This is a genomic window from Vibrio makurazakiensis (genome assembly GCF_050337375.1).
Taxonomy (GTDB): Bacteria; Pseudomonadota; Gammaproteobacteria; order Enterobacterales; family Vibrionaceae; genus Vibrio; species Vibrio makurazakiensis.
In genome coordinates this window covers 1-12,576 of sequence record NZ_JAKJSW010000005.1, presented here as the reverse complement: position 1 = coordinate 12,576, position 12,576 = coordinate 1, and the positions used below count along the sequence as shown (strand labels likewise).

11 protein-coding genes and 1 pseudogene are annotated in these 12,576 nt (G+C 43.5%); 3 read left to right on the top strand and 9 right to left on the bottom strand.

Going from position 1 to position 12,576, the window contains the following annotated elements; all coding sequences use genetic code 11:
- From L4C33_RS00565 to yfbV, 5 genes and pseudogenes are all read right to left on the bottom strand, one after another.
- Positions 1-331 (bottom strand): annotated as a pseudogene (locus L4C33_RS00565) (diguanylate cyclase); the annotation flags it as partial.
- A gap of 211 nt (positions 332-542) precedes the next feature.
- A complete protein-coding gene (locus L4C33_RS00560; protein WP_428810545.1) occupies positions 543-1,337 on the bottom strand; it encodes an ABC transporter ATP-binding protein in 795 nt (264 codons plus the stop codon).
- Positions 1,334-2,269: an ABC transporter permease gene (locus L4C33_RS00555; RefSeq protein ID WP_428810544.1), complete on the bottom strand. Its 936-nt coding sequence runs from the start codon at positions 2,267-2,269 to the stop codon at positions 1,334-1,336. Before L4C33_RS00555 ends, L4C33_RS00560 begins: the two co-directional genes overlap by 4 nt.
- Before the next feature lie 72 nt (positions 2,270-2,341).
- Positions 2,342-3,307 (bottom strand): ABC transporter substrate-binding protein, encoded by a 966-nt coding sequence (locus tag L4C33_RS00550; RefSeq protein ID WP_428810543.1) that lies wholly within the window; start codon positions 3,305-3,307, stop codon positions 2,342-2,344.
- A gap of 350 nt (positions 3,308-3,657) precedes the next feature.
- The gene (gene yfbV / locus L4C33_RS00545) at positions 3,658-4,110 is read right to left on the bottom strand and encodes a terminus macrodomain insulation protein YfbV (RefSeq protein ID WP_428810542.1); all 453 of its coding nucleotides are present in this window, start codon (positions 4,108-4,110) and stop codon (positions 3,658-3,660) included.
- Between the two features lie 342 nt (positions 4,111-4,452).
- On the opposite strand from yfbV, the gene L4C33_RS00540 reads away from it, so the two are divergent.
- The 3 genes from L4C33_RS00540 to L4C33_RS00530 all read left to right on the top strand — a co-directional run bounded on the left by L4C33_RS00540 (position 4,453) and on the right by L4C33_RS00530 (position 9,072).
- The gene (locus tag L4C33_RS00540; RefSeq protein ID WP_428810541.1) at positions 4,453-5,649 is read left to right on the top strand and encodes an acetate kinase; all 1,197 of its coding nucleotides are present in this window, start codon (positions 4,453-4,455) and stop codon (positions 5,647-5,649) included.
- A 147-nt stretch (positions 5,650-5,796) separates the two neighbouring features.
- Entirely contained in the window at positions 5,797-7,962 is a 2,166-nt protein-coding gene (pta, locus tag L4C33_RS00535) for a phosphate acetyltransferase (protein ID WP_428810540.1), read from the top strand.
- Between the two features lie 105 nt (positions 7,963-8,067).
- Entirely contained in the window at positions 8,068-9,072 is a 1,005-nt protein-coding gene (locus L4C33_RS00530) for a GGDEF domain-containing protein (RefSeq protein ID WP_428810539.1), read from the top strand.
- On the opposite strand, the gene L4C33_RS00525 is transcribed toward L4C33_RS00530, so the two are convergent.
- From L4C33_RS00525 to L4C33_RS00510, 4 genes are all read right to left on the bottom strand, one after another.
- Positions 9,069-10,007 carry a glutathione S-transferase family protein gene (locus L4C33_RS00525; protein ID WP_428810538.1) on the bottom strand — a complete coding sequence of 313 codons (939 nt, stop codon included), beginning with the start codon at positions 10,005-10,007 and terminating at the stop codon, positions 9,069-9,071. The genes L4C33_RS00530 and L4C33_RS00525 overlap by 4 nt on opposite strands.
- Positions 10,008-10,229: 222 nt before the next feature.
- Entirely contained in the window at positions 10,230-11,222 is a 993-nt protein-coding gene (oppF, locus tag L4C33_RS00520) for a murein tripeptide/oligopeptide ABC transporter ATP binding protein OppF (protein ID WP_428810537.1), read from the bottom strand.
- A complete protein-coding gene (locus tag L4C33_RS00515; protein WP_428810536.1) occupies positions 11,219-12,190 on the bottom strand; it encodes an ABC transporter ATP-binding protein in 972 nt (323 codons plus the stop codon). Before L4C33_RS00515 ends, oppF begins: the two co-directional genes overlap by 4 nt.
- Before the next feature lie 51 nt (positions 12,191-12,241).
- Positions 12,242-12,576, bottom strand: a 335-nt coding sequence (locus L4C33_RS00510; RefSeq protein WP_428810535.1) for an ABC transporter permease subunit, incomplete at its 5' end; no start/stop codon positions are given.

Here is a 12,576-nt window from a genome sequence, read left to right as displayed (position 1 = left end):
CGATATCGACTGTCGGAATATCTGTAGCTTTGCCATCGGCGAGCAACAGCGCATCAATCGGCCAAATTTGGCATAGACCCTCGACTTCACGCATATTATGGTCGAGATAAAGCGGGTTTCCGGACTTGTAGTAATTCGAAAAACTATAATCTAATGCTGTCACAACTTTCGTGGTTCTCTTCAGCACCTCAATTATTCGCTGGTACTCATTAGAGATATCGCGATTCACTGAGTCGTAATAGTTTTTTGCAGTCAATGCCAGCATCAACGCTGCCAGAATAGCAGGGAAGACAAAAACAAAGGTTAGGCTAAAGTGCCTATTTACTTTCATGTATTAGTAGCCCTTACAACTTTTTGAATTACATTTACATCACTAATATTATTGCAAATACATTCGGTTAATGATGTAAATTAAATGTAATTTATTATTCAAGCACCCTTCCCGCTCCATAAGCTTCTAATCATTATTATATCTTTCCAAATAAACGAAGCCCTTTCGCAAGGAAAGGGCTTAAGTTTAGTTTGTATTTGGGGTGCTTATACTAGTTGAGTAGTAAACTATCATCAGCTAGCTCTTCACCACGAACTTTTGAAAACATTTCTAGTAAATCAGGAACCTGCATATTGGCTCTTTGATCACCGGACACATCCAATACAATTTCACCTTGGTGGAGCATCACGGTTCGGTCACCACAAGCTAATGCGTCTTTCATTGAGTGCGTCACCATCATGACTGTTAAATTAAACTCCGTAACAACCGTTTTGGTTAAATCAATAATGAAGGCGGCCATACGTGGGTCCAACGCTGCTGTATGTTCATCAAGCAGAAGTAACTTACTGTCTGATAATGTCGACATCACTAAGCTTACCGCCTGACGTTGTCCACCAGATAACAAACCTATGTTATCCCCTAGCCTATCTTCTAACCCCAGCCCAAGAATGCTAATGCGTTCTTGAAACAGCTTTCTCCGCTTAGATGACAACGAAAAACTCCAACCTCGACGTTTTCCGCGCATATAAGCCAGCGCCATGTTTTCCTCTATCGTAAGATCACCACAAGTACCTGCAAGTGGATCTTGGAAAACACGAGCGCATTGGCTAGCTCTTTGGTCAACCGTCTGGTGAGTCACATCCATTTCATTAATGATCACCTTTCCGCCGATCATTGGCGTTTCTCCAGTAACCGCTCCTAATAACGTAGATTTACCGGCACCATTTGAGCCAATTACTGTAAGGAATTGATGTTCAGGAACTTCTAAGCAAACTTCCCTTAGCGCCCTGTTTTCCAAAATGGTTCCCGGGTTAAAGGTGACTTGAATATCTTCTAGACGAATCATACTGCTTCTCCTGACTTCTCTGCTTCAACCTTCGTTCGAGCAGAGCTATGACGCTTTTTTGCTTTCATGTTTCCTTTGATCTTCGGAGCAATGAGTGCAACTGCAACCAGCACCGCCGTGACCAGGTTAAGGTCAGAAGCTTGTAACCCAAACATACCCGAACTTAGAGCGAATGCGACCGCCAAGCGATATAGAACTGAGCCTACAATGACTGCGGTAACCGCCACCCAAATCTTACGTCCTGGTATGAGTGTTTGCCCCAAGATTACTGCCGCTAGGCCAACAACGATCGTACCCACGCCAGATGTTACATCCGCAAAGCTGTTAGTCTGCGCAAATAAAGCCCCAGAAAACCCTACGAAACCATTTGATAAAGCTAAGCCAAAGTAAGTATAAAAAGAGGTACTTCCCCCCTGAGCCGACACCATTCGAGCATTCACGCCTGTTGCACGTAGCCCAAGTCCAAAATCACTGTTTAGCAGACGAACAATAAACCAAGCAGAGATGAGAACTAAAACACCGACAACCAGTGGGCGAATTAACATTGGATCACCAAATGCTTCGAAAGGCGTTAAAATCGTTTCTTCACCTAGTAAAGCTATGTTTGGTCGTCCCATGATGCGAATGTTGATCGAGAAGGCTGCAATCATCGTGAGGATAGAAGCAAGTAGATGTAATATCCCACAACGAACGGCGAGAAAAGCGGTAACCCAGCCAGTAGCAGCACCTGCCGCAATAGCCATGCCAGTTGCTACCCAAGGGTCGATACCTGCTACGATTGCCGTAGCTGCGACGGCGGCTCCCATAGGAAAGCTTCCATCAACACTGAGATCGGGGAAATCGAGAACTCGGAACGTGAGGTAAACACCAAGCGCCACCAAGCCATACAAAAGCCCTATCTCTAGAGCCCCAAAAAATGCAAAAGCAGACATAACAACTCCCTTTCCTACTAATGTTAGAAAGCCAATAAAGCGAAACGCCTTATTGGCTTTTAGATTGGAGTACTATTTGACGCTTGTCGCGCGATCCATTACTGATTGAGGAATAGTTAAACCAAGCTCTTTCGCAGCTTGCGCGTTCACGAACAAGTCGGAGCCCTTAGCAACTTTTACATCTAGATTGCCCGGCTTCTCACCTTCAAGAATAGACGCAACATAGTCTGCTGTTTGAATACCTACCTGGTAATAGTCGAAGCCTAATCCTGCAATAGCACCTTTCTCAACGTATGACGTCGCACCGGCTAGAACGGGGGTTTTCGATTGGTTAGCCGCAACAATCATACCTTCAATTGCGCTTGCTACTGTGTTGTCAGTTGGTGCGTAAATCACATCAGATTTAGCTGCAATAGCCTGAGTTGCCGATTTTACGTCTGCACTTTTCAGAGCAGTTGCCTCAACTACAGTTAGGCCATGTTCTTTAGCTGCTTGTTTAAGAAGATCAACCAAAGTAACGGCATTCGCCTCACCTGGGTTAAATACAACCCCAATAGACTTAGCGTTAGGTAAGATTTCTTTAATTAATTCAACATGCTGACTTACTGGGGAAAGATCAGAAAGACCAGTAACATTTTTGCCTGGTTGCTCTAGTTTCCTTACGAGCTTAGCGCCAACAGGGTCAGTTACTGCAGTAAATACAACAGGAATAGAACGTGTAGCCGACACTAATGCTTGAGCCGTTGGTGTAGCAATACCAACAAGAACATCTGGATTCTCACCTACCAACTGGCGTGCAATTTGAACAGCGATAGCGGGATTTCCTTGCGCCGTTTTGTAATCAAACTCTAGGTTTTTGCCTTCTTCATACCCTTTCGCTTTCAGTCCATCCAGTAGACCTTGGCGAGCGGCATCAAGTGCTGGGTGTTCAACAATCTGTGACACAGCAACTTTAGCGGTTTTGGCCATGATACTTGTAGAAGATAGTAGTGCCGCACTTGCTAGAACAGCTGTTGCTATAATTTTACCTGCTTTCATCCTGACTCCTTGATTTAAGCAATTTGATTATTTTAATGTTGTGATTGTTTCTATTCTATATATCGCGTGTACATTTTATGTACATCTAACAATATTAGTACCAGTAACTTAGGAACAAAGAAAGCGAGTTTTAACATAAATACAACAAAAGGAGATCGGTGATTTATTACGGAGAAAAATAAGAGAATGTGGAATGTGGAATGTGGAATGTGGAATGTGGAATGTGGAATGTGGAATGTGGAATGTGGAATGTGGATGATTTTGTCTTTTAAGGAAAAGTGATGTCAAACACTCTTCCTAATTCACTAAAGTAAAGCGCCCCTGTAATGAAGCGCTCTTTTTGCTAAAAACTAGAACCAGCGTTCCATTGAGGATTTATCTAACTGGCGAAATGCGCGATTTAAAATAGCTGCCAGTTCTTTATAGCGCGGTTTAGATTTCATCGGTTCCAGGGCAAAGCCCGACTCAACAATCTTTTGGTACAACTCGCGATACCATGTCGCCAGCGCAGGAGGCAAAACCGTATTAGAACGATTACCTAACCACCAAATGCCCTGTAACGGCATACTAATCGCAAACAGAGCCATAACGACAGCTTGAGGCATCGCTTGATAGTTATTANACGCCATTTGAGTCAATACGCTGATTGCTGCAATTGCTGGCATCACTTTAATACCAAAGCGTGTTGCCTTGATAATGCGCTGCTCAGGAAAAATTGCGTTGAGCTCTTTTCTTACCGGCCAGAGATCCATGTACTTTTGGCCATCTTTTAAACTACTGGCTAGACCAACTCTATTGCTCATACGAGTCTCCCATTAAAAAAAAGTTTAAAGCATCAACTAAAAACGCATAAAATTGACGAAAAATAATATTCTTTCAAAAATTTTTGTTATATTTGCACAATATCGCTATTATTTGCAGACCTCAATCTCATTGTTGCCGTAATTTACGATTAACGCAACACTGAGAAGACCTCTGCAAGGATTGCATAAGCATTTTTTTTTGTAAAAAATTGCTTCTCACTATACGGAAATTAACGTTTTTTTGACCAAGGTTAGTACGCAAGCTACGGTGCTTCGTCTATTCTTGAGATTAATTTTCATCCTTAACTGATTTCGATCAGAAAAATAAACAGGTAGTCATTAATGTCTAAGCTAGTTTTAGTTTTAAACTGTGGTAGTTCTTCTCTTAAATTTGCTGTYGTTGATGCAGAAACAGGTGCAGAGCACCTAACTGGTCTTGCTGAGTGTCTTGGTCTTCCAGAAGCTCGTATGAAGTGGAAACTTGATGGCAAGCACGAAGCACAACTAGGCGCGGGCGCAGCTCACGTAGAAGCACTATCTTTCATGGTAGAAACTATTCTTGCTTCTAAGCCTGAGCTTAAAGCTAACCTTGGCGCTATCGGTCACCGTATCGTACACGGCGGCGAGCAGTTCACTAAATCAGCTCTTATCACTGATGAAGTTCTTAAAGGTATTCAAGACGCTGCGACTTTCGCACCTCTTCATAACCCAGCTCACCTTATCGGTATCGAAGCTGCTCAAAAGAACTTCCCTGGCCTACAAAACGTTGCTGTATTCGACACTGCGTTCCACCAAACAATGCCTTCTGAGTCTTACCTATACGCTCTACCGTACAACCTGTACAAAGAGCACGGCATCCGTCGTTACGGCATGCACGGTACTTCTCACCTATTCATCACTCGTGAAGTTGCAGGCCTACTAAACAAGCCAGTTGAAGAAGTTAACATCATCAACTGTCACCTAGGTAACGGCGCTTCTGTATGTGCAATCAAGAACGGTCAATCTGTGGATACTTCTATGGGTCTTACTCCTCTTGAAGGTCTTGTAATGGGTACTCGTTGTGGTGACCTAGACCCTGCGATCATCTTCCACCTACACGACGCTCTTGGTTACTCTGTTGAAGAAATCAACAACATGCTAACTAAAGAGTCTGGCCTAGCTGGTCTAACTGAAGTGACTTCTGACTGTCGTTTCGTTGAAGACAACTACGGTGAGAAAGAAGAAGCAACTCGTGCAATGGACGTGTTCTGTCACCGTCTAGCTAAGTACGTTGCTGGCTACACTGCAACTCTAGAAGGTCGTCTAGACGCAATCACTTTCACTGGCGGCATCGGCGAGAACTCTGGCCCAATCCGTGAAATGGTTCTTAACCGCCTAGGCATCTTCGGTATCGAAGTCGATGGTGAAGCTAACCTTAAAGCTCGTTTCGGCGGCGAAGGTACTATCACTACAGCTGACAGCCGTATCCCAGCAATGGTTATCTCTACTAACGAAGAGCTAGTAATTGCTGAAGACACTGCGAAACTAGCAGGTCTTTAATTAATTCTTCTGACTAGCTTCACTCGAAGCTAGTCAGTTTGTCATATTAAGAAAATGGGGCTCAACTTCTATTCCTACCCCTCTATAAACTTCGGTAGGAATACGGTGTTGAGCTTTTTTCATTCCAATAGTTAAAGGTACTCGTCAATGTCCCGTACTATTATGCTTATCCCTACAAGCGCTGGTGTTGGTCTTACTAGTGTAAGCATGGGTGTTCTTCGCGCGATGGAGCGCAAAGGCGTAAGTGTTTCTTTCTACAAGCCAATTGCCCAGCCTCGTAGCGGCGGCGATCAGCCAGATCTTACTTCTACTATCATCAGCGCAAACAGCGACATCAAGATTGGTGCTCCAATCGCGATGACTAAAGCTGAAGCTTTGATCGGTAGTGAAAAAATGGACGTACTTCTTGAGTCAGTTGTTGAGCAATACAACAAGATCAACAAAGACGCTGAAGTAACGCTAATTGAAGGTCTTGTACCAACTCGTAAGCACCCATTTGCTAACCAAGTAAACGCGGAAATCGCGAAGACGCTTGGCGCTGAGATTGTGTTTGTAGCGACTCCAGGTACAGACAACCCGACTCAGCTTAAAGAACGTATCGAAGTAGCATGTTCTAACTTCGGCGGCACTAAAAACAAGAACATCTCAGGCGTTATTATTAACAAACTGAATGCTCCTGTTGATGAAGCTGGTCGTACTCGCCCTGACCTATCTGAAATCTTTGATGATGCAGACAGTGCTCAACAAGCGAACCTTGAAGTAATGCAGATCTTCAACACAAGCCCTATCCGTGTTCTTGGCTGTGTGCCATGGAGCATTGATCTAATCGCTACTCGTGCGGTTGATATGGCTAAACACCTTAACGCTGAAATCGTTAATGAAGGTGAAATCTCAACTCGTCGTATTAAGAGCATCACTTTCTGTGCANGTTCTCTACCGCACATGATTGAGCACTTCAAACCAGGTTCACTGCTAGTAACTTCTGCAGACCGTCCTGACGTAATCGTTGCTGCTGCTCTTGCTGCTAAGAACGGTGTTGAGATTGGTGCGCTTCTACTTACTGGCGGTTACGACATTCCAGAAAGCATTGCTAACCTATGTGCACCAGCGTTCTCTACAGGTCTTCCGATCTTTAAAGCGCAAGGTAACACTTGGCAGACGTCTCTTAACCTACAGAGCTTCAACCTAGAAGTTCCTGCAGACGATAAAGAGCGTATCGAATTCGTTAACGATCACGTTGCGAGCCACATTGATGGCCCTTGGATTGATTCTCTATCTGAAGGTACTCAAGGTATTCGTCGTCTAAGCCCACCAGCATTCCGTTACCAGTTAACTGAATTTGCTCGTAAAGCGGCTAAGCGCATCGTTCTTCCTGAAGGTGATGAGCCACGTACAGTTAAAGCTGCGTCCATCTGTGCCGAGCGCGGAATCGCGACTTGTGTACTTCTAGGTAACCCAGAAGAAATCCGTCGCGTTGCTGCACAACAAGGTGTTGAGCTAGGTGCTGGCGTTGAGATCATCGATTCTGAGTCAGTACGTGAAAACTACGTTGCTCGTTTAGTTGAGCTTCGTGGCGCTAAAGGTATGACTGAAGTTGTAGCTCGTGAGAAGCTAGAAGATTCAGTATTCCTAGGTACTATGATGCTTGAAGCTGGCGAAGTTGACGGCCTGGTTTCTGGTGCTGTTCACACGACGGCGAACACTATCGTTCCTCCGTTCCAGATCATCAAGACTGCTCCAGATGCTTCTATCGTATCTTCTATCTTCTTCATGCTTCTACCTGATCAAGTACTTGTATACGGTGACTGTGCGATCAACCCTGATCCAACAGCTGAACAGCTTGCTGAAATCGCTATCCAATCTGCAGATTCTGCTGCGGCATTCGGTATCGACCCACGTGTTGCTATGATCTCTTACTCTACTGGTGAATCTGGTAAAGGTGCAGACGTAGACAAAGTACGTGAAGCAACTAAGATTGCTCAAGAGAAACGTCCTGATCTAGTGATCGACGGTCCTCTTCAGTACGACGCAGCAATTATGGAAAACGTAGCCGCTTCTAAAGCGCCTAACTCTCCAGTTGCAGGTAAAGCGACAGTATTCGTATTCCCAGATCTAAACACGGGTAACACGACTTACAAAGCTGTACAGCGTTCAGCAGATCTRGTATCCATCGGTCCAATGCTTCAAGGTATGCGCAAGCCAGTAAATGACTTGTCTCGTGGTGCTCTAGTAGACGACATCGTTTACACAGTAGCTCTAACGGCTATCCAAGCAGACCAAGCAGCTCAAGCTGAAGAAAAAGTAATCAACTAATTTTTCTTGCTAGTTTGATAGCTAAAAACCCTAGACATCTATCTAGGGTTTTTTTTGTTTTAAATAAAGTATATCATACCAAATAAATTCAACCGTGTGAGCCCCATGTCTATAGAGTTTGCCAACAACACTACCATCAGAGATCTCGTACTAAAAAACGTGAGTCTTACACTCGCCTTGTTCGTTCTCGTTGTTGCCATGACAAACTTCTTTCTTAGCCATGATTACATCTTGGGAACAATGGAAGTATTGATTTCTTCAACCTTCGTCCATGTGTATTACAAGGTTAAGAAAAATCAAAAGCTTTCCTGGCAACCATTTGCTATTGCTGCGACTGTGACTATTGGTCTGCTCTACGGCTTTGCCCACACTAAAACCAATTCAGCCATCGTAATGTGGGTTTACGTATTACCAGCTCTTTATCAACTGCTGTTCGACAGATTAATCGGTTCGATAGCAACGTTTTCGATGCTAATCGCCACATCATTAATTTACTTCCCTAACTTATTTATCGAAGACGTTTACCCCTTTGCTTTTGTCAATTTCCTAATTCCGTACACGATGATCTGGGTTATCGCCTATAACCATGAAACCATTAGATTAGATGTTCAAAAACGTTTGGAACAAATAGCAAAAACTGACACTTTAACCAATGCCGGAAATCGACTGGCACTCCAGCAAGATGCCGCTAACAAATTACATTGCTGTGCAACCAGCCACCTTTTACATTTTGACTTGGATTGGTTTAAGGCCGTCAATGATCAATATGGACACAGCGCCGGAGATGAGGTGCTCAGAGCCATAGTACAGAATGTAAGAGATACATTACCTGACAGTGAAATCTATCGAGTCGGCGGAGAAGAATTCTGCATAATCTTTTGCGCTAAAGATTTTGCTACAGCTTTTGATAAGGCTGAGTTGATAAGGTGTTCAATCGAGCAGTTACAAATCACTATCGATGACAATAAGATAGCCGTAACCATTAGTGGTGGTTTACTAGAACTACCGGAAAAGTGCATTACTACTGAACTCGACAGAGCCCTGCAAAAAACCGACATCGCTCTTTACAAGGCTAAGGAATCAGNAAGAAACCAGGTTATTAAAGCCTAACCTCGCCCATGTTCTGACTCTAAATCTAGAAATGGTCCATTAGGTACTATTTGTGTTGGGTTTATGCCTGTATGACTGTAATAGTAATGACGCTTGATATGGTAAAAATCCATGGTCTCTTTGATGCCTTCTATCTGATATAGCTCTTTTAGATAACCTTGAATATGCTCATATTCGGCAATACGTTTTTTATTACATTTAAAATGACCAACGTAGACGGCATCAAATCGGATTAGTGTTGTGAATAACCGCCAATCGGCTTCTGTCAGTTGCTCACCAGCGAGATATCGATGAGTCGCCAAATGGGCATCTACTTTATCCAACGCTTCAAATAATGAGTCGTAAGCTTCATCGTAAGCCTCTTGCGTCGTAGCAAAACCGCAGCGATAAACTCCATTATTAATGTTTGGGTAGATATAATCATTCCACTCATCCACCCTGCTTTGTAAGCTTGATGGATAATAATCGTCGGTATTCCCCGTTAGTCCATTAAACGCTGAGTTGAACATACGAATAATTTCAGATGATTCATTGCTGACAATAGTGTTGGTTTTCTTGTCCCACAAAACAGGCACGGTAACACGACCTGTATAGTCTGGTTTGGCTTGGGTATAAATTTGATGCATTCTTGTATGACCAAACAACGGCTCAGGTAGTCCCATCTGCCAACCCTCATTCATCATATCAGGGCAAACGACGGTTACATCAATGTGCTCGGTCAGATCTTTCAGCTCTCGGAAGATTAAAGTTCGATGTGCCCAAGGACAGGCTAGTGATACGTATAAGTGGTAACGACCGCTTTCTGGCTTAAATTCAGCGTCCGCACTATCTTCTACCCAGTTTCTAAATCCGGCATCTTCACGTACAAACTTCCCACCACTTGATTTAGTTTCGTACCAAACGTCGTGCCACTTTCCTTCAACTAACTTACCCATATTCACACCTCAATTATCCAAACTTTTCTCTAGTATAAAAAAAGCCAACTTTTTCAAAACTAGAAGAAGTTGGCTTAGTTGTTCGAATTATTTGAATAGGAAGGCTTAAGAATAGATAGCCAGACACAAAAAAAGCGCGACCCATACGGAATCGCGCTTAAGCCTGTCACAGGCTGAATCTTAACAATTTAGGCTATGTTGAACTTAGCCTTATAATTGATATTAGACTTGAACATGCAAACAAGAAACAGCATGAACATCGTTGCCTTGAATCGTTGGCTTAGTTTGTGCGCACGCTTCTGTTGCTTCTGGACAACGAGTACGGAACACACAACCTGAAGGCGGATTAATTGGCGATGGCAGATCACCTTCCAGCATCTGAATCGTCTTGCTACGTTCTAAACGAGGATCAGGAATCGGAACCGCTGACATCAGAGCCTTAGTGTATGGATGCTTAGGATCTGAGAATAGTGCATCTGACTCACCCAGTTCTACTGCGTTACCTAAATACATAACCAATACGCGGTCTGAAATATGCTTCACTACCGATAAATCATGCGCGATAAACACCAGAGATAAACCTAGCTCTTTTTGTAGCTCCATCAACAGGTTAACAACCTGAGCTTGAATCGATACATCCAAAGCTGATACTGGTTCATCACAAATGATCATCTTAGGCTTTAAGATAAGCGCACGTGCAATACCGATACGCTGACACTGACCACCTGAAAACTCATGTGGGTAACGGTTGATTACGTTAGGTAGTAGACCAACCTTTGCCATCATCTCTTTAACACGGCTCTTAACTTCGTCTTTAGACAACTCAGGGTAAAAAGTCTCTAAAGGCTCAGCAATGATGTCCCCTACAGACATACGCGGGTTCAGCGACGCCAGAGGGTCTTGGAAGATCATCTGAATCTCTTTACGAGTTTCGCGACGCTGTACTTCCTGCATTTTAGTTAGGTCTTGACCTAACCACATCACTTCGCCGTCAGTTGCTTCAACCAAGCCAATGATTGCACGAGCAAATGTTGATTTACCACAACCAGACTCACCTACTACGCCTAGCGTTTCGCCTTCGTAAAGGTGAATATCAACGCCATCAACCGCTTTCAGATTAGAAGGCTTAGCCCAAGGCCATGCAGACTTAGCGGCAATGCTAAAGTGAACTTTAAGATCTCTAATGTCTAATAGTAATTGCTTATCTACACTCATTTTTTCCAAGACTCCCAATCAGAAAAACATGCACGTTGACGGTCGTTACCAAACGGCGTCAGAATCGGTGCTTCTTGCTTACAGCGGTCTAATACACGATGGCAACGTTCCTGATAAGGACAGCCCGGTGGCAGACGCAATAAGTTTGGTGGGTTGCCTGGAATAGTAGGTAAAATTTCACCTTCTGTATCCAAACGAGGGATAGCTTTAAGCAGACCTTCAGCGTATGGGTGGCTTGGGTTGTAGAAGATTTCATCTACAGTACCGTATTCCATTGTACGACCAGCATACATAACCAATACTTTGTCACACGAGCCAGCAACAACGCCTAAATCATGGGTAATCATGATGATAGCTGTATTAAACTCATCTTTAAGTTCGTTTAGAAGCTCCATGATTTGTGCTTGAATAGTTACATCCAGTGCAGTCGTTGGTTCATCAGCAATCAGCAGTTTAGGGCGACATAAAAGAGCCATTGCTATCATTACACGTTGGCGCATACCGCCAGAAAACTCGTGTGGATACATAGTAATACGCTTACGTGCTTCCGGGATTTTCACCGCCTCAAGCATACGTACTGACTCTTCAAATGCTTCCGCTTTACCCATGCCTTTGTGTAGCATCAGTACTTCCATCAACTGATCACTTACTTTCATGTAAGGGTTCAGTGATGTCATTGGATCTTGGAAGATCATCGCGATCTGTTCTGCGCGAACTTTATTCAGTTCTTTTTCGGGAAGGTTAAGAATCTCTTTACCTTCAAACTTTGCGCTACCAGAAATGATACCATTCTTCGCAAGTAGACCCATGATAGAGAATACAGTTTGAGATTTACCTGAACCAGACTCACCTACAATACCCAGCGTTTCGCCTTGGTTCAGTGAGAAGTTCAGGTCATTTACTGCGGTTACGATACCATCTTGCGTGGTAAATTCGACGCGCAGATCTTTGACATCTAATAAGCTCATTATTGCTTCCTTAATCTTTTATAGCTTTTATAATTTTATGCGCTATTTAATTTATCTGTCTTTTGGATCAAGCGCGTCACGAAGACCGTCGCCTACATAGTTAAAGCAGAAAAGCGTAACTACCATGAATGCCGCAGGGAATGCCAGTTGCCAAATTGCAACTTCCATTGTTTGCGAACCTTCTTGAAGCAATGCGCCCCAACTTGTCATAGGCTCTTGAACACCAAGACCAAGGAAAGATAAGAATGATTCTGTAAGGATCATGCTTGGAATAAGTAGCGTTGAGTAAACCGCAACAATACCAAGTACGTTTGGAACAATATGGCGTGTAATGATTTTCCACTTACTTACACCACATACATGTGCTGCTTCAATGAACTCTTTAC

Coding starts and splice junctions, on each gene's coding strand:
- L4C33_RS00560 (WP_428810545.1), bottom strand. CDS start 1,337: ATGATTCGTCTAGAAGATATTCAAGTCACCTTTAACCCGGGAACCATT.
- L4C33_RS00555 (WP_428810544.1), bottom strand. CDS start 2,269: ATGTCTGCTTTTGCATTTTTTGGGGCTCTAGAGATAGGGCTTTTGTAT.
- L4C33_RS00550 (WP_428810543.1), bottom strand. CDS start 3,307: ATGAAAGCAGGTAAAATTATAGCAACAGCTGTTCTAGCAAGTGCGGCA.
- L4C33_RS00525 (WP_428810538.1), bottom strand. CDS start 10,007: ATGGGTAAGTTAGTTGAAGGAAAGTGGCACGACGTTTGGTACGAAACT.
- oppF (WP_428810537.1), bottom strand. CDS start 11,222: ATGAGTGTAGATAAGCAATTACTATTAGACATTAGAGATCTTAAAGTT.
- L4C33_RS00515 (WP_428810536.1), bottom strand. CDS start 12,190: ATGAGCTTATTAGATGTCAAAGATCTGCGCGTCGAATTTACCACGCAA.